Below are 17690 nucleotides of genomic sequence, written 5' to 3'. Positions count from 1 at the left end.
TCTGAAAAAACATGTTACACTTTCCACTAGTAGACGGGGAAGGAGCAACCAGATTGAAGCTGCGAATGTTCTCATTGATCGCCGGACTGGCTTTGCTTTTATCAGCTTGTTCTGTCCAGCGCACCGGTTCTGACGCTGAAGAACCGAAAACGAAAGATCATATTGTCATAGCTGCGGTCGGTGATTCATTGACTGAAGGAGTAGGAGATCCTGACGGTTCAGGATACGTCGGCAGGGCAGCGGAGTCTCTTAAGAAAAAGGGACATGTGAAAACGGTAGATATTAAAAATTATGCGGTGCAGGGGGACAAAACGTCGGACCTGCTGGAAAAGCTTGATAATAAAAAAGTTCAGAAATCATTAAAGAGCGCCGACTATATCTTTTTTACCATCGGCGGCAATGACTTAATGAAGGTGCTCCGCCAGAATATGATGCAGCTGACGGTTCAGCCGTTCCAAAAGGAAGAGAAACCTTTTGAGAAACGATTCAAGGCGATCGTTTCAAAAATCCGCAAATATAATGAAAACGCAGAGCTGGTGTATGTCAGCATGTATAACCCATTCACGTTTACGCTGCCTGAATTAAAAGAAATTAATGGGGTTGTAACGGATTGGAACAAGATCGCCGCAAAAGAGCTGGAAAAAGATCCCCACGCCGCCGCTGTGAATGTTGAAGACTTGTTCAGTCAAAAAAGCGGCAGCAGACGGATTTCAAAGGATGATGATTTTCATCCGAACGCAAAAGGGTATGCACTCATCGCCGATCGATTGTACGGCATCATTGAAAAACAAGGGTTACCAGCAGAATAGGGTGAAATGATGAAAAAGTGGAAATCGCTGTTTTTTGTTCTTCTCGCACTCAATGTGATTGCCGCCGCGGTAATTGTGACATTATTGGTTATGCCGGGAGAGCAGGCGAAAATACAAGATCAGACAAAAAGTGAGTACGGCTTTCATATTACGAGCTCGAAAGAATCTCTTGCCAGGTTTGTGAATGCGTACTTAAAAGAGAAGGCATCGAATCAGCTTGACTACAAAGTGGACATCAATAACGATGTGCACGTGGCAGGTAAAATCAAAGCATTCTCAACCTCCATTAACGCGGTCGTCACTTTTGAACCGTCCGTACAGGAGAACGGAGATGTGATTTTGAAAGTGACGAAATTTTCATTAGGCGAATTAAGCCTGCCGATCAGCTTTGTGCTGAATTATATGGACAGCTTTTATGAACTCCCGTCATTTGTGCACGTTCATTCCGGGGATAAAAGGATCGAGATCCGTTTGTCAGAAATGCCTTTAGACAACGGCATGTATGTAAAAGCGGATAAAATCAATCTCGACACGGATGAAATTGAATTTTCCTATTATCATCCGAAACAATAAGTTTTCATAAAAAAACACAGATCCTTTCAGGGATTTGTGTTTTTTCGTGTCAGCGTTTTTTGTCTAGCTTGCTGAACAGTTTGATTAACGTTGCAAGCTCTTCATCAGAGTAGCAGTCAAACCGTTTAAAAAAGTATTCTGTTTTTTTCTGGTTGAAATGATCGACAATTTTCTCCCCGGATTCCGTAATATGGATTCTGATAATTCGCCTGTCCTCTTTAGAACGGATGCGGGTGATCCATTCCTTTTCTACTAAAGCATCGGTCACTGCGGTAATGTGGCTTGCGGAGACCTCAAGAATGGGGGCGAATTCCGTTACTTTTTTAGGCCCTTGTTCACTGAGAATCCGCAAAATGGTGAATTCGTTCCTGGACAGCTCTTTATCTAGAATTTCATTAACTTCATTTCTGATTTGTTTAAACACTTTTCGAAGCAAAGCTTCCATATCATACATCATTTGTGTCCTTACTTTCAAATCATGAACCTCCAATATGTAGTCAGCGTGGCATTCGTTTAGCTTCCCCTGAAAGCAGAATTATTTTTATTCTGTTTATACATGCTATAATATAATAATACCACGTATGAACAAAGGAGGGCACCCGTATGTCAGAAAAAAAAGAAATCGCCACATTTGCAGGCGGCTGTTTTTGGTGCATGGTGAAGCCGTTTGACGAACAGCCCGGAATTGAAAAGGTGGTATCCGGCTATACAGGAGGCCATACTGAGAATCCGACTTACGAAGAAGTGTGCAGTGAAACGACCGGACACAGAGAAGCCGTTCAAATCACATTCCAACCTGACATTTATCCGTATGAAAAGCTTGTCGAGCTGTTTTGGCAGCAGATCGACCCGACTGATGCAGGCGGGCAGTTTGCAGACCGCGGAAGTTCATATCGGGCGGCGATATATTACCATAACGATGAACAAAAACAAATCGCTGAAGCCTCAAAAAAACAGCTTGAAGAAAGCGGCATATTTAAAAAGCCGATCGTGACAGACATTTTAAAGGCTGAGCCTTTTTATGAAGCGGAAGGCTATCATCAGCACTTTTATAAGAAAAATCCTGATCACTACGGGCGCTACCGTGTAGGTTCCGGACGTCAAGGCTTTCTGGATGAGCATTGGAGGGACAGATAGATGGCTTTTAATAAAGAAGAAAAAATCAAATCATTAAACCGCATGCAATATGAAGTCACACAAAATAACGGAACGGAGCCGCCGTTTCAAAATGAATTCTGGGATCACAAAGAAGAGGGGCTGTATGTTGATATCGTATCGGGAAAGCCCTTGTTTACTTCTCTGGATAAATTCGATTCTCATTGCGGCTGGCCCAGTTTTACAAAACCGATTGAGGAAGAAGAGGTTGACGAAAAACTGGACACAAGCCACGGGATGATCCGCACGGAAGTGAGAAGCAAAACAGCTGATTCCCACTTAGGCCACGTATTTAATGACGGTCCGGGGCCAAGCGGTCTCCGTTATTGCATTAACTCTGCGGCACTCCGGTTTATTCCGAAAGACAAGCTGAAGGAAGAGGGCTATGAAGCCTGTCTGAATTTATTTGAAAAATAGAGCTCAGCAATGAGGCCTGCCTATCAGACAGGCCTTTTTTCTATGTTTTTTTTTCTTCATGTAATCGTTCAATAATCTTTACGATTGTGTCTTTTGTGATGAGCGGCGCCTGATCGGATTGATATCTGGGGAGATTGACCTTCCGAAATTCCGGATGTTTGGCGGGTTCCGGCAATATTGCGTAAAGATTGCCCCATTCATATAAAGATTCCGTCTCATGAGGAGAGGTCAGTTCTTCATGAAGCTTCTCACCGGGGCGTTTTCCCACTTCAACAGCGGCGGGGCGCGGCAGTCCGTGCCGGAACGCATATTCTTCAAACCCGTGAAGCAGTTCTTCGAGCCTCAGGGACTCCATTTTAAAAATAAACGTTTCTCCGCCCTTTGTGATCGCCGCAGATTGCAGGGTGAGCGTTGCGGCATCATCAATCGACATAAAAAACCTCGTCATGTTTTTATCCGTAATGGTGAGCGGGCCGCCTGCCATCAACTGTTCAAATAAAATAGGAATAACAGAACCGCGTGAACCGAGCACATTGCCGAAGCGGACCGAACAAAACACCGTACCGCGGTTTTGAACATGATGATTTGCCTGATGAAACAGCTTCTCGGACAACAATTTCGTAGCTCCCATTGTGTTTACCGGGGAAACGGCTTTATCGGTTTTTTAAGATATTTACTGTATTTTGAGGGACTATCAGTGACGGTGAGGTCGAAAACGAAAAATTAAACCTCAGGATAGGGGTGATTTCAAACTGAGCCGGATTTGGCCCTTTTCTTTTTTGTGTCATAGTAACGATAACATCTTTAAAGACCATTCTTAATAGCGCGTTCTTTTTCTCTGTGCTTGATTCAATGTGATATTGATCAATTATCTTATTTATGTTGTTTCTGACTGTATTACTGTCTATTTCAGATTGCGCTTCTTGAGTTCCATTGAGCTCATGCTTGGCAATCTGGAGTTCTTTAAATGCTTCATCTAAAACAGCTTTTCTTTTCAAAAAAAGTTCATCAGTGTAAATGCCGCTTTCATATTTCTCGAAGATAAAATTCTCTTTGTTTTTTAACTCTTGTTCTTTTTGTGAAAGATGTTCAGACATTTGCTTTTTTGTTTTCACATTACTATTTACGTCTTCGTATTTAGAAATCATTGAAATGATATGTTTTGTTAAAGTCTTATTATCTAAGTTGCTTAAAGAAGAGAGGTAATCCAAAATGGCATTTTCAACATCGTTATATCTCACATAAGTGCATTTATTCTTTTTGCAAGTGAGTGATTTAACGTGATACACACTTTTCGTGCCGTTTTTGTTTTCTCGCGTTCGCCTAGTTTCATATTTAGATAATGGTTCACCGCACTTAGAACAAGTGCATACGCCTGCCAATTCACTTAATTCCAATGCATTTTTATTAGGCAGCAGGGGGACTTTGTTTGCAATTTTCTCTTGTGATTGTTGAAATTGTTCTTGATCTATTATAGGGGCATGTGCATCCGATACTACAATTTGTTCCTTTTCAGGTCTAATTGTTCGTTTACCGTCTTTTGTTTTTTCCCTAACCTTATATTTAACAGTTCCGATATACGCTTCGTTTTGCAGAATTGCTTTAATTGTGTATTGATTCCAGCGCTTTTTTCCTGATGGAGTAGGTATTTGTAATTTTGTTAAGTGAGAAGCAATCGCTGTATAACTATAATCTTTTCCATTCAACCCATTTAAAAAGATGTTAAAGATGAATTGAACGACTTTTGCTTTTTCTTCGACTGGGACTAGTTTGGATGTTTTTTTGTTTAACCGGTATCCATAAGGCGCTAGTCCGGAAATCCATTTACCTTGTGCCGCATATGTGTATTTAGCGCCTGTCATACGCTCTCTGGTCATTTCAAATTCTTCTCTGGCCATAAACAATTCAAAACGAATCTGACGCATGTCTGCAGGGTTCCGGGGGTCATAAACTTTATATGGTGTAATGATAATCAATCGCTTGCTTTGAAGAAGGTTAACAATTTGTCCCGCATCACTGTAGCTCCCGCGGCTGAGTCTTGTTATTTCTTTAACAGCAATTGCCTGGTACTTGCCTTCCTCGAGGTCTTTAAGACATTCTTTAAAAACAGGGCGGCCCTCAATGCTTTCCCCAGACCCGATTTCCATTTTTAATTCATAGGGGATTTCAATCGACTTCAGTATTTTATTCATGAGTTCATTTTGTTCTGTTAGCGTATCTTCGCCTGTTCTTTTTTCCCGCTCCATATCCTGACGAGAGCGTCTGAGATAACCCAAAATATTTGTAATGTTGTAAGAATGAACGATGTTTTTTAACTCCAAACAATCAGCACCTCCTTTTTATTATATTTGCTGTAAAAACAGAAGTATTCGTACAATATTCTGTCTGACATTGAATACGAAAATAACCTAAATTCTGAAGATGAAACTTTTCTCGTCCAGTTGTCAGGTGCATTTTGTAATTATGAAAATGATAAAGCGAAAGAAATGAATAAACAACTATTCATTAACCGATACGGTGAAGAGCTTGGAATTAGCTCAATTAAAGGAGATAATCGATCAGAATATGAAGAAATTATTCGTACTTATGAAAAGAATAATTACAAGCAGAACGAAATTAATATAGATGAACTGCTGCAAGCATTATTTGAGACAGAGATGATGTTATCTTTAAAAGAAAAGTTTTGATAAAATCCCAATTGGTGTATCATAGGGGTTTAATCAGCCACTATAGGCCACAGAGTCCCTCACGCGCGAATGTATCCAAATAAAAAAGAAGCCTCAGAGGACTTCAAAATAATTAATTCTTCTCACATGCAAAGTTGTCATTATCCCGATCCATCTTAGATGTATAAGCAGGGTGAGTGCTTGGTACACCATGCGGATATTTCTTTCTCAGCTCTGTGCAGTTTGCAAAGTGTTCTGTTCCTCCAGCAGAATGAAAGTGAGCGAATTTAAGTCCGATGACAATTACAAGAATCTTTCAGAAGCAATAAGGATTTCACAAGGCATTATACATAAATCCTCTCACGATATGGTTTCAACCGACAGGAGAAAGGATTTCATGAAAGCTACTATTGAATTAAATCCTAAGCCTATTGGAAATCCGATAAATGAAAATAATAAAGCTGATTTCAAATAAAACAGCAGTTTTAATTAGATAAGATCTCGCTGTATAATAAAGGAAACGGTAAGGTGGGGGAGTCATGAAAATCTTAAACTTTAAATTTGATAATTCTTTCTTTGAATTACATGCAGCGTTTACTACTAATTTGGATCTTCTAACTGATTATGATATCCAGATGGATATGCTCATGATGAGTAAAGCGATACTCAAAACAGCCGGCTATAAGATCAGCTTCTTAATCCAAGATACATACATTAGAGATGAAGATAACAACTCAGTTTATTGTTCTTATCACTTTGAAGATTAAAGAGGACATATTCCCCTAGAATTGGAAGATTTTTAATAAAACTTAATTGGAGCGAAAAAATGAGTAGTTTATTTATTATAGGCAATGGTTTCGACTTAGCACATGGTTTACCGACAAGGTATAAAGATTTCTACAATTATTTATTGAAGACATATCCTGATGCAGAAGGCTTAGATCCTTCATTTGGTATTCAAACGATCCAGATGCCTGATGGTTCAGAGGAGTTTAACACAGATGAACTTGTTGCTTTTCTTATCAATGTCATCTCAGAAGTTAGTGGAGAAGACTGGAATGACTTTGAATCTAGCCTAGGTAGACTAAATTTTGATAACGACTTATACGTTATGGAAACTTTATTCGAAGATGAAAATGATGACTCTTCTCTTTTTAGAATGGCTTATAGAAATGAAGATGCTGCCGCCAACTTTTACTTGGCAAGTTTAAAAATAAAAGACTTGTTTTCGGAATGGATTAATACTATTGATGTCTCTGATGTAGAACCAAAAGATTCTTTTGAATCTCTGATAAACTCCTTAGAAGACACTTTTTTAACTTTTAATTACACGCCAGTGTTAGAAGAGGTATATGAAGCCTATGACGTATACCCGATACATGGGCAACAAAACAATGAAATAATAATTGGACACGGGGAAGATGATAAGGAAATAATAAATTCATTTGTCGGTTCTGAATATTCATTGGCCCAAATTCATTCAGCATTAAGAAAAAATACAAAAGAAATAATAGAACGTGCACAAGAAGAATTCTATGAATTGCTGCCTGGTGATATAGAAAAAGTATACTCATATGGTTTTTCTTTTTCAGATGTTGACCTTCCATACATTAGAGAAATTTGCAAAAGGTTAGATACAGAGAATATTACATGGTTTTTAAATGATTTTAATTACGAAGAAACTGGAGAATTATTTAAGAATAAAATTAAAGAATGTGGTTTTAAAGGTGAATTTAGTGTGTTCAGTGTAAAAGAAAACTCACCTTTAGAGAAAACTAAATCTAAATAAAACATGGATTTTAAAGTGATTTTAAGGAGGCATCTAGATTGATGTTGAAGAAGCTTTTAACATGAAAGGGGTTATAAACATGCAACTTTTAAGGATCTTTATTGTTCATATCTTGTCTGCGTTAATAGCTGCAGCTGTTTATGTTTACTGTATTGATTATGATGGTTACTATCCATATATCTTAATAAGTGCCATTCTCTTTATCTTTTATTTAATCTTTGCAACACCTGTTCAATACTTTTTAAATCGTAAGCCAAAAAGATTTCACCTGAAATATTTATTCATATACTTATTCTTTTCCTTTTTAGTATGGTTAGTCATCGCTATAATCACTGATCCAAAGAACACATTAGGAATTTTATTAGGATATGAAATTTATTTATTTAGTATCTCATTTGCTCTGGTCTTTTGGATTTTGGATTCTATTCTTGTTCAAAAGGGTGAAGTTAAGAAAAATTAGTTTGTAATACCCTTTTCGCAAATGAAAAATCCCCCGCAAAGGGGGATTTATTACAAGGAACCCCAGATGGATCGTCCACCAGTATGCCCAGTCTTTTTATGAATGTTCTTATCTACTAGCTGAAGCCTTCCTCTGTTTTCATGATGATGCCATAAGTAGCCTCTAGGGGTCTTTCCATTTTTAATATCTTGTATTTGGTATTTGTTAAACTTTTTTGCGTGTTCCCAAGTGTTAATTGCTTGTTTCAAAGCATAATTTGCATTCTTAAACTGAACAGCGTTTGATGATTTAATTTGCCCTAATGTCAAATTATAATTATATTTTGCTGCAAAAACAGGAAAACCTTTAGAATTAAATTTCACTCCGGTTTTTGGATGCTTTTTGCCGGCCAACTTACCATTTCTTACAGTTATCTTCTTTGTTGTGGATTTGAGTGTCTGTTTAACTAATAATTTACCCCCAACACGGCTAACAATGGCAATTGCCGGAGGAAGTAACCAACCGAACTGAGCATGAAGTTCTTCATCAGTTCCGGTTGCATCCACTTCGGGAGCAGTCTTTTCTTCAGTTCCGTTAACAATGTTTTCATCAAAAACTTTGTCAGATACATCCTGGGCTTCTTCAGATATAGAATCATCAGATAAATCATCTTCTAAATCACCCTCATAGACGGGTGCATTAGCTAAATCTGAATAATAAGGATCTTCTATTACATCTGAATAGTCTTCATAGTTTTTTTCTTCATAGCCAGCCTCATCATCTGAAATATCATCAGTGGAGGTATGTACAATGTCTGGACTATGATTTTCTTTGCTGTTTGTTGTGTGTGCTTCTGCAAAATTAGGAAGGACGAATGAGGTAAATAGAAGCAGTGGCAGAACAAGACTTATAATTCTTGTTAAATTTTTCGTATCTCTCCTCTTTCTGTTAGTATTTTCTTCACTTAACATCTTAATATATTTTCAGGAAGAAATAAACAGAAAGAGGATAAAAAGTAAAAAAATTAAAGGAAGTCCTTGATTTGTGTCAAAATATTATCGACATCTTCATTCTTTTGTTTGCTTAAGTTAGCTACAATCTCATCAATACGGTCTTTAAGAATTGTTGTTTTAATATGGTTATCATACGTTGTGGCTAGTGTCATTAATAAATCTGCTAGTTCAAAAGCTTGTTCTTCGTTTAAGATATATGATGACTCTTTAATCTGATTTATGACCCATTCTAGGTCATCTGTGTCTTTTATGGGGGAGTATGCCACCCTATAAATATCCAAAGGGTTCTTTTCTTTTAATATTGTTGCAACCTCTTTACTTGTTATTGACTCAGAATTACTCAATGAGGCATTTTGAATTTCTGAGTCTTCATTGTTAGCTATTTCAGTGTCCATATCGTAATGATGCGTATACAGTTTTGACAAAAATTCATCAAACGATTTTGCTAGTTTGAAATCCTGATCAACCTCCACATCGAAGTAGTGAATTGAAGGGTTTGAGTTTGTTTCTCGATAATCCATTGCTACCCAAGTATGTCCGTCTCCATGGATAAGGAGCACATTTTCAGGTAAATCCCATTCCTTTATTAGGTATGAACTGTCTAGTATCCCAGGGTCTTCACCTAGCCCTAGTAGGTAATCAAACTCAATGTGATCTTCTGCCCATGAATTTTGAACAGTTGTGGGGAATGCATTATAATTTATCATCCCTCCATTTTGCTCAAGTATAAGCTTCTTGTACGACTCAGGTAGAATGATATTTAACCTGTTCTCGGTATGTTTGATCATCTCTTCAGTTACACTATCAAGTTTATAAGGATCTTCCTCAGTTGCTTCCCAAAAATTACGCACTGTTTTTCCTCCTTAAAAGCAATACCGCAGTATAGTTCGCATAGCTATATATGTTTTTCGACATTAAAGTAGATATACCTGTAATATTGCGAAAAAATTATAAAGGGGAAACCACCTCCCGATGTGGTATTATTTGGAATAAGGGGGGAGGGGAAAATGAAAAAGCTAATCTTTTTGGCTGTAATTTGCTTTGGTTTTATATTGAGTTTTAACACACCAAGTACTGAGGCGAAGCTTACATTAGACTACAAAAATGTGAATTTTCACATGAGTGAGGATACAGAGAGTTTTTCAATGGCAGATTATTTTGATCGGAATTATGATCGCACTTGGCTCTTCTACAAATTCACAATTAGCAATGCTGAGGGGTGTACTCTAAATATGAAAATCAGTAGGATAACTCTTGCAGGCTGGGTATTTCCACGTAGTGAGAAGCAGTTTGTTGGGAACTATGCTGACTATACTGCTACAGATAGAGTAGAAGGAGATGCCAATCGCAATCATGTGTTAAAGATTACAAAGAATCCAGGCTGTGGAGATGTGTGGATTAAAGGTGTTTATGGATTTGAACATGAAGATTCATTTGACTGGTAAGTTTAGTACATTGTCAAGGTATATCCTTGACCTTTTTTATGCATATGATGATAATTTAAAGTGATCATACATAATGAATGTGGGGTAGTTAAATTGATTAAATCAAATTTAAAGCCGATAATAGACGAAAGGAATATCAGTATTCGAAAGCTGTCCAATGATATTGATCATGGTTTTAACACAGTCAGGAAGCTGTATCATGACGAAATGGAGCGGTACCCAAGGGATCTGTTGGATAAAGTCTGTACATATTTAGACATTGAGCTGCATGAGCTGTTGATTTACAAAAAAGATTAAAAAGATATTGATCACTTAAAATGATCATGGTATACTAAAGTTACAACAAAAGTAAATACTTACAAATTTTCTAGGTCTACATAAAATCATTCTTTTAACGACTACGAGGGATAAGATGAACAATAAAGCGCTTATTAAAAAAAATATTGTTGAAAGTATATTTTTTGCTTTTGATGAATCTGGGACAAGAATGGGAGACGCATGCGTTTACACCTCTTATCTAACAAAGGATTTATTAAAAGACAAATATAATATTAATGCAAAATTAAAAGCAGGATCAGTTAGAATTCCATCATTACAAGTTCATTACAAGTGGAATCCTCCATTTGAATTCCATATGTGGGCATTTCTATACGGCGAGATAATAGACATCGCAGCCTCTAAGATAACAGAAAGAGAAAAATTTTAAAAAATTAAAAAATCTAAAAAACTTTCAAACTTTAAACAAATTCCGGTTATTTGGCAAGCGTATCCCAGCGATGGAAAAACCTATACTGCTGTAAAGAACGGTGTAGAATTAATAGAGTCTCCAGTTAATGAAACGGCATATAAAGAGTTATACCGATATGCAAGTGAGTTTATTGATCAACGACATAGTTAATGGAGATAAATTATGACCTGGGACTTGCTTTATTGTTTTTTCAAGCACTATAACAATTAACTCAGCTTTTTTGTATAGCGATGTATGCGGTGTTTTTCCATTATTGTTTTCCCTCTAGAATAGCTTTTGCATATGTGTCCACGAAAAGAAAAACATGGATCGAGTAGTGTATTTTATTTAAATCATGAATTTGATAATGTTCACGGTAAGTATTAAGACAGATGTTCCAAAGAAGATATATCCATAGCTCTTTTGCTTCTTTGAAAGTAATTCCAACCCGACTATGATAAAAAGAACTGCAACTAATACCTGAAGAGAAAATAACAGGATTCCACTTTGATTAAACAGGGAATACACGGCTAGTAGTAATGCCATAAATGAAATGAAAATTTTTGAAGCCTTTAACATGAAAACACATCCTTAGGTAATTTGATTAACCTTAACACGTTACGGACTTTTTTTGGAGAGGCGTATGTATCAAGAACAAAGAAGTATTTTTGGAGGGGAGTGTACATGATTAAGGTTTACACAATAGGTCATGAGATACCAGAAAAGATTAAGTCCTACATCACTGAATGGAATTATTGGTCTTGGATTGCTGCATCAAATAGTGAAAAGGGCAATAAAAGTGCAAAGCGGCTTATTGAAAAGATTGAATCGGATCCAGACAAAATTGCGGAATATAAAACTGAAGACGGAATTGAAGTATATGTAAGCTACATGAATCCAGTGAAATAAAAAAGAGCATTTAGATACTCTTCTTCATACCACACACCTACGACACTCGTGTAAAAATACACCACTCTTCACTGAACTCTTGAATAAAGTATAATCACAGTTGTCACAGCATCTTATTTAACATCGGGATACTCCTTATAATCATACACAACTGTTACATCGTAGCCATTAGTCTCAAACTCTTTCTTTTCCATTAAATTTCACCTCACAAAGTATTTAACACTACTATAATACCAGACGATATATATAAGCAGGGTTTTAATTTGATTGGAATAGCATATTTCTTAATACTCTGGCTTGGTGTTGGCTTTCTAACGGGATTTAAGGCCTTATTTGTTGATCAGGTTTATGATGAAGAGTTTAAGCAGGAACTGATTGATTCATTTTCACCGGGTATGGAGCAGAATATGATTGAACTGTTCTTTAAGAATAAAATAAATATCATGGTGTTTTACATATTAATTGGATTGCTGCCACTGGCCATAAAAATTGAGGGTCTGCTGGAGAGGAGTTAGCTATGCCGGTTATCGATACCTTTTTTGTATTCAATTTGAAAATGATGATTACTTCAAGTCATTTAAATTAGAAGGCAGTGGTTATACTCAAATCGCTGCTGATAAAGGTCTTTCAGGATTGCGGCCCATTACACCGGGACACTCCTCACCTAGTAATAACTTCAATTTGTCTTATGGCGGAAGTGGCTTTAAACTCTGTATGTAGCTCGTTTGATATCACTTATGTTGAATGGAAGAGACTTTAACCAGATATAAGGAGATGACAGATGGAAAAAATATTCAAATGATGATAGAGTAAGGCATAGGAAAAATTAACTAACCAAAAGTGAGGGGTTTAAATTTAGAAAAAGTGTCAAAATTGCTCCAGGAGTTAAACTGAACATTAACTCAAAAAGTGTCGGCATCAGTGCCGGTGTTAAAGGGGCACGTATATCAACAAACACTAAAGGTAGAACCACAACCACTGTAGGAATTCCAGGTACGGGTATTTCTTATAGTAATACCGTGAATTCTAAAAGGTCTAAAAATAAAACAATATCTTCAGATCAGGCAAGAGTTCAAGCTACTTCATTCCCAAACCCTATTCAGGAAGTCTATAGTTCCTTGAGTAAAAAATATAAAAAACCATCTAAAGATCTTCAAAAAATATTTAGTCATGCAGCCAATCGAATAAATCAAGATCAAATAGTGACTTTCGTTAGAGGGAATCTAAATGGTTTCATGGGAAATGCCGGCGTTCTTTTTGCAATGCCAGATAGGTTATTGCATTATGGTGATAAATATGCAAAGTACGAGATTGTGGAATTTGATTATAATCTGATTGATCATGTAAAAGTTAAAAGTGGGCTAACGGGTTATAAACTAATCTTTGATTATGCCGGGAAAGAAATTTCAGTTTCAACAATTGATGAAGGAAGCATTGACGAAATTTTCGCATATATCCAAGAAAAGATAGCAGAGCAATCAAATCAAAATATGAATGATGTGTCTTTTTCAAGCTCGAATGTCCCTGAACAAATTAGACAATTTGCTGAGCTTAGGGATCAAGGAATAATAACCGAAGAAGAGTTCGCGAAGAAAAAAGAGCAACTGCTTGATATTAACTAATGAATTTTTAAGTGAACTTAGACTTTAAAGTAAAGTAGGTATATATTCAATGGATGAAATAAAGCAAATAGGCTACCAAGATTTTTTTGATGTAATAAAAAACGAAAAATTTGGTGTGGGTTCATTTAAAGAGTTTGTCAATTCCTTATACGGGGAGACAAATTTTCTTGATTATAAGGAGAAGATAATTGAAGAATTTAAATTAGCAAAGCTTCTCCTTGCAATGGCGAATTCAGGTGGAGGAATGATTGTTTTTGGTATTGAAGATAAAGAATATAAGCCAGTTGGGCTACAATTAGATGACAACTTTAGAAGAAATTGAGGAATTATGTACCTGATGAGCTTAAGTTTTTTTCTCAACTTTTAAAATACTCCGACGAAGATGTTTACGGTGATTTGAAAGGAAAAGCTTTTTTGGTTGTATACATTCCAAAGCAATTGAGATACATTCCATTCTTAGCAAAGAAAGAAACAACAGGAATCAAAGTAAACAGAATTTATGTTAGAAGAAACACGTCTGTTGAAGAGGCAAACAGCCATGAAATAGAGGAAATGGTCAAAAAACGAGTTCATAGTACGTATCACGATCTTTCATCGTTAACTTTGAATGAGCATATAGAACAATTGAGATGTTTATATGGGAATATTAATAAATATAACAACAAAAGTTATGCTTTTACATCTCTCGCACAAACATTTGCAGCACAGCTTTACACTAATAGAAAAAATCCACATTATCCGGCTGAATCTTTTGATAAGTTTATAGCAACAATGATTGATAAAAAGAAAAGAAGAATTGAAGGTATTTTGGAAGTAGCAGAGCAATTAAATTTTTGGAGAAATTAGTACAAAAAATTGAGGGGACAAGAGAGTGCCGTAGTCTTGTCTCCTTAAAATACGAATTTAATTAGAGGGATCTGAATTTTTCTTAGGGAGAAGACTTATGGATTTACTTAATTTACATTATATCTACAATTATAGGAGCTGCTGGGTTCATAAGTTTAGCAACTACGTTTACAATTTAGAAGGGTATAACGAGAAAGGATAGAAAAAGATGGTCTCTTTCTTTGTTGAAAAGCCTTATCAAGAAGGGGATATTGTACGTGTGCCGAGGAGCCATGACGGATATACTGGAGAACCTGAAGCTATTAAATCCGATAAAACTGCCAGAAAAGATCAAAGACCGATTTAATCTAGAGAAATAACAACGACCCGTATTAAAGGAATGATGAAATTGAACAAAGAGAATATCAATCGGAACTTTATTCCGATCAGGTCAAAGGTCGGAACACTCTTCCGAATCTAGTGCGCTGCTGTCCACTCTATATATTGTATATAGTGTATCTCCTTAGAGCAAACGAACAAATTGCCTTTTGGATCAAAACAGACATTTCCTTTTGCTGGGTGAAGAATCGTTCAGTCTACAAAAATGCAGAGTGAGACCAAGGTGAGCGATACCTAAATTTTCGAAGTCGCGTTTTTCGAACTAACTCAATTTGATTTTAGTCAATGAAACGGTTCTTTTGCATACCCTCAGGTGAAGGTATGTTGATTTGTAACACTACTTTAATTATGTCGGCAATGATGGAGTCTTGTTTTGTTACTCCATAACTAATTGTTCAGCGGGTCTTTTCGTGTACCATGGAGTCACACAAACATTTTAAACTACTTAGAAACAACAAATATCAATCAGAAAACTAAATCCCATGAAGTTTGATATGACAAGGGTTTGGGCAATTATTTAGGATTGTTAAAGATTAGTCAGAATACGTGTCTCGTCCTTAACAGGGTAGAGGTCTCTGGTTCGAGCCCAGTCGGAATCATCCATGGCGGTTAGAGGCGTTATATCAACGTTTCTAGCCGTTTTTTATTGCGTTGACTTAGTCGATGACTTAGGCGTATTAAGGCACAGGGTAGCGGTGGGCCGTTACCGTGTTTGAACGTTTCTTATTCTATTAAACTGGAATAGGAGGCGTTCTTTTTTTATGGATGATGTTCGGAAGGGGAAACCGATTAAACGAATATGCAGGCGTAAACTTCGTGATTTCGGTGAATTAGACATAAAAGATAAATTACTGAATAAGTCCTTCGCTCTCCAAGGTGTTATACATTACTCGCAGTGTTTTTAAGGCGTATTTATCGTGCTATCTGATAGACCTCGCTTCTTTTCCTCATCCGATATATAAACGTTCCCCTTAAATTGCACCCAATCATCGCGCATATAGTTTTTTTGTAGTGCCGTAATCTCGATCAATAGCCGTAGGAGTCGGACTATGGGTTGAGTAAAAATAACTATAGGAATAGCATTAACTCTCCTATACTATGGTAAAATTTAGAGTGTTGAGCGTCGGAAAAAGGAGAATGATATGAAGGTGTTTGAAGCGAAGTCATTACTTTCTGAAGTGGATAAAAGAACCAAAGAGTACAAGGAACTAAGAACGCAATTTATCACTCTCAGGAAAGCCTATCAGTGAATGGCTGACTTAGACGATAGTGAGTTTTCAGGCAAAGGCGCTGACAACATTAAAGCCTTTTTTCAAGATCACGCCGGCGTCACAGACAGCTGGCTTGATCTGATCGATATGAAAATCGCATTTCTCACAAGCCTTCCCGGCAAGGTCGAAGACGCCGGACTTTCCAATTCGCATGTGGAGGAATCATTTCTGGAGCATGAGCTCACCCACGCCCTCAGTAAATCAAAGGCGATTATGGAAGAGCAGAAAAAGGACATGCGCTCCATCCTCGGAGAGATCGAAGGCATCATCTCGCTCGAATTGTTTTCAACCGAAAGCACAGATCAGAAGCTTTCTTCAGCTGACAAAAAAAGAAGCGAAACGATACATAAGCTCGGCAAACTTGATCACGATCTAACGAAAGAATACGCAGAAACCGAAGCAAACGAACAGTTCATCCAAGCCGACTTTCAGCAGCTCCAAAACGCCACGGGCAAAGGAAAAAGCGCCACGCCGCTTCACTACAACGCCAAGGCGTACCGTGAAAGCGACATCCATAAGAAGAAAGGCGATATCGCAAGACATTCGGATGCTTATTTGACGATTAAAAAGGAAGAAGCGAAAGAGCGGGAGATTAAGGACCTAAAGAAAAAGCTGGCCGATGGTGTGACCGATCCGGATGAGTATTTGGAAATCGCGAAGAAGATCGGATATGAAAACCTTGAACCTTCTCAGCAGCAATATGTGATCCAGCTTGAACAAGCAAAACAGATGGAAGAAGCCGGAGAAGTGACTTGGGATATATTAAAAGGAGCTGGCGTTGGTTTATATGATGTCGGGAAAGACACGGTCAGCGCTGGGTAACGCAGTAATTCACCCGGTTAAAACATATGATGCTGTTAAAGCGGCAATTGAAGAGTCGTATCAAAAGGATATGGTGAACGGGGATGCTTACTCCAGATCAAGATGGGTGACATATGCAATTGGTTCAGCAGCTGTGGCTGTCGTCGGAACAAAAGGCGCAGGAGCCGTTAACAAAGCTGATGCGGCGGGGAAGGTTATAAATAAGGCAGGACAGGCAGGGAAGAAAATTAAAGACGTTAAACTTCCAGATCTGCTTCCTTATAACTCTAAGTATGACCTTGCTCTGACCGATAACGTACCATACAATGTGGTTGACAGCCAAAACCTTAAAAATGAACTATTAACTAATGCGAAGAAATTAGATGAGAGCAGAAAGCCATTTACAGGTAAGGAATTAACTCTCCCTTGGCTAAATAAAGAGAAGTATGGCGCCTTTGAAGTAAGGGAAGGTAAAAGCTTCAGGTAAAACTAAAGATGTAAGTCGAAGAGTATACACGTTGAAAGATATTGATATAAACAAAGTTGATGCTGAAAGCGGAAAAACAAATTTACAACTTATGAAAAAAGGTGACGCTCCTTTTGCTAATGATGGCACAAAAATCAACTTACATCATTTAATTCAAGAAGAGCCAGGAACGATGGTGGAAATTCCAGCTTCTGTTCATCAAAATAATAAAAAAGTTCTCCATGGATTGAAAAAAGGTGGGGAAAGTTTTAGAAATGACAGGGAGTTGCGGAATCAGTATAAAAGCTTCCAACGAAGATATTGGAAATGGAGAGCGAGCCAATTTGAGAAAGGAGAAATGTAA

General features: G+C 37.3%; 20 protein-coding genes and 7 pseudogenes. 20 read left to right on the top strand and 7 right to left on the bottom strand.

Annotated elements, in window-relative coordinates:
* Positions 1 to 53: 53 nt before the first annotated feature.
* Together RUW00_RS04285 and RUW00_RS04280 are read left to right on the top strand one after the other, a co-directional pair.
* On the top strand, positions 54 to 809 hold the full coding sequence (locus tag RUW00_RS04285; RefSeq protein WP_003153635.1) for an SGNH/GDSL hydrolase family protein: 756 nt from the start codon (positions 54 to 56) through the stop codon (positions 807 to 809).
* 9 nt (positions 810 to 818) lie between these two features.
* Positions 819 to 1382, top strand: a complete 564-nt coding sequence (locus tag RUW00_RS04280) for a YpmS family protein (protein ID WP_280145443.1) — start codon at positions 819 to 821, stop codon at positions 1380 to 1382.
* 49 nt (positions 1383 to 1431) lie between these two features.
* Here the strand turns inward: RUW00_RS04280 and RUW00_RS04275 are convergent, their stop codons facing one another.
* A complete protein-coding gene (locus tag RUW00_RS04275) occupies positions 1432 to 1857 on the bottom strand; it encodes a MarR family transcriptional regulator (protein ID WP_025649777.1) in 426 nt (141 codons plus the stop codon).
* 128 nt (positions 1858 to 1985) lie between these two features.
* On the opposite strand from RUW00_RS04275, the gene msrA reads away from it, so the two are divergent.
* Both msrA and msrB read left to right on the top strand, forming a co-directional pair.
* Positions 1986 to 2519, top strand: coding sequence for a peptide-methionine (S)-S-oxide reductase MsrA (gene msrA / locus RUW00_RS04270; protein ID WP_003153641.1), 534 nt, complete (start codon positions 1986 to 1988; stop codon positions 2517 to 2519).
* Positions 2520 to 2954, top strand: coding sequence for a peptide-methionine (R)-S-oxide reductase MsrB (msrB, locus tag RUW00_RS04265; protein WP_095272820.1), 435 nt, complete (start codon positions 2520 to 2522; stop codon positions 2952 to 2954).
* 40 nt (positions 2955 to 2994) lie between these two features.
* Here the strand turns inward: msrB and RUW00_RS04260 are convergent.
* Both RUW00_RS04260 and RUW00_RS04255 read right to left on the bottom strand, forming a co-directional pair.
* Positions 2995 to 3615, bottom strand: a pseudogene (locus RUW00_RS04260) (polysaccharide biosynthesis protein); the annotation flags it as partial.
* Positions 3591 to 5275, bottom strand: a pseudogene (locus RUW00_RS04255) (recombinase family protein). The pseudogenes RUW00_RS04260 and RUW00_RS04255, both read right to left, overlap by 25 nt.
* A gap of 165 nt (positions 5276 to 5440) precedes the next feature.
* Here RUW00_RS04255 and RUW00_RS04250 point away from each other — a divergent pair.
* Entirely contained in the window at positions 5441 to 5641 is a 201-nt protein-coding gene (locus RUW00_RS04250) for a hypothetical protein (RefSeq protein WP_223255059.1), read from the top strand.
* A gap of 112 nt (positions 5642 to 5753) precedes the next feature.
* Here RUW00_RS04250 and RUW00_RS04245 read toward each other — a convergent pair.
* A pseudogene (locus tag RUW00_RS04245) lies at positions 5754 to 5888 on the bottom strand (excalibur calcium-binding domain-containing protein); the annotation flags it as partial.
* Positions 5889 to 5897: 9 nt separating this feature from the next.
* On the opposite strand from RUW00_RS04245, the gene RUW00_RS04240 reads away from it, so the two are divergent.
* From RUW00_RS04240 to RUW00_RS04225, 4 genes are all read left to right on the top strand, one after another.
* Positions 5898 to 6095, top strand: coding sequence for a hypothetical protein (locus tag RUW00_RS04240; RefSeq protein WP_095272819.1), 198 nt, complete (start codon positions 5898 to 5900; stop codon positions 6093 to 6095).
* Positions 6096 to 6159: 64 nt separating this feature from the next.
* A complete protein-coding gene (locus tag RUW00_RS04235; RefSeq protein WP_095272818.1) occupies positions 6160 to 6387 on the top strand; it encodes a hypothetical protein in 228 nt (75 codons plus the stop codon).
* A 59-nt stretch (positions 6388 to 6446) separates the two neighbouring features.
* The gene (locus RUW00_RS04230) at positions 6447 to 7409 is read left to right on the top strand and encodes a bacteriophage abortive infection AbiH family protein (protein ID WP_095272816.1); all 963 of its coding nucleotides are present in this window, start codon (positions 6447 to 6449) and stop codon (positions 7407 to 7409) included.
* A 79-nt stretch (positions 7410 to 7488) separates the two neighbouring features.
* Complete coding sequence (locus tag RUW00_RS04225) at positions 7489 to 7869, top strand: UPF0715 family protein (RefSeq protein WP_176464760.1); 381 nt, start codon at positions 7489 to 7491, stop codon at positions 7867 to 7869.
* A gap of 50 nt (positions 7870 to 7919) precedes the next feature.
* Here RUW00_RS04225 and RUW00_RS04220 read toward each other — a convergent pair whose 3' ends face one another.
* Positions 7920 to 8819, bottom strand: coding sequence for an HNH endonuclease (locus tag RUW00_RS04220; protein WP_095272813.1), 900 nt, complete (start codon positions 8817 to 8819; stop codon positions 7920 to 7922).
* A gap of 53 nt (positions 8820 to 8872) precedes the next feature.
* The gene (locus tag RUW00_RS04215) at positions 8873 to 9712 is read right to left on the bottom strand and encodes an SMI1/KNR4 family protein (RefSeq protein ID WP_095272811.1); all 840 of its coding nucleotides are present in this window, start codon (positions 9710 to 9712) and stop codon (positions 8873 to 8875) included.
* Between the two features lie 156 nt (positions 9713 to 9868).
* Here RUW00_RS04215 and RUW00_RS04210 point away from each other — a divergent pair, with 156 nt between their 5' ends.
* The 4 genes from RUW00_RS04210 to RUW00_RS04195 all read left to right on the top strand — a co-directional run bounded on the left by RUW00_RS04210 (position 9869) and on the right by RUW00_RS04195 (position 11942).
* Positions 9869 to 10306, top strand: coding sequence for a hypothetical protein (locus RUW00_RS04210; protein WP_095272810.1), 438 nt, complete (start codon positions 9869 to 9871; stop codon positions 10304 to 10306).
* A 93-nt stretch (positions 10307 to 10399) separates the two neighbouring features.
* The gene (locus RUW00_RS04205) at positions 10400 to 10603 is read left to right on the top strand and encodes a helix-turn-helix domain-containing protein (RefSeq protein WP_095272808.1); all 204 of its coding nucleotides are present in this window, start codon (positions 10400 to 10402) and stop codon (positions 10601 to 10603) included.
* A 115-nt stretch (positions 10604 to 10718) separates the two neighbouring features.
* Positions 10719 to 11012, top strand: coding sequence for a hypothetical protein (locus RUW00_RS04200; RefSeq protein ID WP_223204381.1), 294 nt, complete (start codon positions 10719 to 10721; stop codon positions 11010 to 11012).
* A gap of 705 nt (positions 11013 to 11717) precedes the next feature.
* Positions 11718 to 11942, top strand: a complete 225-nt coding sequence (locus RUW00_RS04195) for a hypothetical protein (RefSeq protein ID WP_095272806.1) — start codon at positions 11718 to 11720, stop codon at positions 11940 to 11942.
* 10 nt (positions 11943 to 11952) lie between these two features.
* Here RUW00_RS04195 and RUW00_RS04190 read toward each other — a convergent pair.
* Positions 11953 to 12136 (bottom strand): annotated as a pseudogene (locus RUW00_RS04190) (DUF8096 family protein).
* 69 nt (positions 12137 to 12205) lie between these two features.
* On the opposite strand from RUW00_RS04190, the gene RUW00_RS04185 reads away from it, so the two are divergent.
* From RUW00_RS04185 to RUW00_RS04155, 7 genes and pseudogenes are all read left to right on the top strand, one after another.
* Complete coding sequence (locus RUW00_RS04185; protein ID WP_095272804.1) at positions 12206 to 12457, top strand: hypothetical protein; 252 nt, start codon at positions 12206 to 12208, stop codon at positions 12455 to 12457.
* Between the two features lie 357 nt (positions 12458 to 12814).
* Positions 12815 to 12895: pseudogene (locus tag RUW00_RS22955) on the top strand (DUF4236 domain-containing protein); the annotation flags it as partial.
* Positions 12896 to 13060: 165 nt separating this feature from the next.
* Positions 13061 to 13564 (top strand): SHOCT domain-containing protein, encoded by a 504-nt coding sequence (locus RUW00_RS04175; protein ID WP_141235122.1) that lies wholly within the window; start codon positions 13061 to 13063, stop codon positions 13562 to 13564.
* 49 nt (positions 13565 to 13613) lie between these two features.
* Positions 13614 to 13886 carry an AlbA family DNA-binding domain-containing protein gene (locus tag RUW00_RS04170; protein ID WP_095272800.1) on the top strand — a complete coding sequence of 91 codons (273 nt, stop codon included), beginning with the start codon at positions 13614 to 13616 and terminating at the stop codon, positions 13884 to 13886.
* Between the two features lie 92 nt (positions 13887 to 13978).
* Positions 13979 to 14410 carry a CDC55 family protein gene (locus RUW00_RS04165; protein ID WP_021493950.1) on the top strand — a complete coding sequence of 144 codons (432 nt, stop codon included), beginning with the start codon at positions 13979 to 13981 and terminating at the stop codon, positions 14408 to 14410.
* 157 nt (positions 14411 to 14567) lie between these two features.
* Positions 14568 to 14769 (top strand): annotated as a pseudogene (locus tag RUW00_RS04160) (DUF1093 domain-containing protein); the annotation flags it as partial.
* Positions 14770 to 15930: 1161 nt separating this feature from the next.
* A pseudogene (locus tag RUW00_RS04155) lies at positions 15931 to 17690 on the top strand (T7SS effector LXG polymorphic toxin).

The sequence above is a fragment of the Bacillus sp. IS1 genome (assembly GCF_032461585.1).
In the GTDB taxonomy this organism is placed as follows: domain Bacteria; phylum Bacillota; class Bacilli; order Bacillales; family Bacillaceae; genus Bacillus; species Bacillus velezensis.
The sequence above is the reverse complement of the archived record's forward strand: the minus strand, read 5'-3'. Positions and strand labels throughout refer to the sequence as shown.

Bases quoted from the DNA above. Each gene is read 5' to 3' on its own strand.
- RUW00_RS04280 (WP_280145443.1), top strand. From the start codon at position 819: ATGAAAAAGTGGAAATCGCTGTTTTTTGTTCTTCTCGCACTCAATGTG.
- msrA (WP_003153641.1), top strand. From the start codon at position 1,986: ATGTCAGAAAAAAAAGAAATCGCCACATTTGCAGGCGGCTGTTTTTGG.
- msrB (WP_095272820.1), top strand. From the start codon at position 2,520: ATGGCTTTTAATAAAGAAGAAAAAATCAAATCATTAAACCGCATGCAA.
- RUW00_RS04250 (WP_223255059.1), top strand. From the start codon at position 5,441: ATGAATAAACAACTATTCATTAACCGATACGGTGAAGAGCTTGGAATT.
- RUW00_RS04235 (WP_095272818.1), top strand. From the start codon at position 6,160: ATGAAAATCTTAAACTTTAAATTTGATAATTCTTTCTTTGAATTACAT.
- RUW00_RS04230 (WP_095272816.1), top strand. From the start codon at position 6,447: ATGAGTAGTTTATTTATTATAGGCAATGGTTTCGACTTAGCACATGGT.
- RUW00_RS04225 (WP_176464760.1), top strand. From the start codon at position 7,489: ATGCAACTTTTAAGGATCTTTATTGTTCATATCTTGTCTGCGTTAATA.
- RUW00_RS04220 (WP_095272813.1), bottom strand. From the start codon at position 8,819: ATGTTAAGTGAAGAAAATACTAACAGAAAGAGGAGAGATACGAAAAAT.
- RUW00_RS04210 (WP_095272810.1), top strand. From the start codon at position 9,869: ATGAAAAAGCTAATCTTTTTGGCTGTAATTTGCTTTGGTTTTATATTG.
- RUW00_RS04200 (WP_223204381.1), top strand. From the start codon at position 10,719: ATGAACAATAAAGCGCTTATTAAAAAAAATATTGTTGAAAGTATATTT.
- RUW00_RS04195 (WP_095272806.1), top strand. From the start codon at position 11,718: ATGATTAAGGTTTACACAATAGGTCATGAGATACCAGAAAAGATTAAG.
- RUW00_RS04170 (WP_095272800.1), top strand. From the start codon at position 13,614: ATGGATGAAATAAAGCAAATAGGCTACCAAGATTTTTTTGATGTAATA.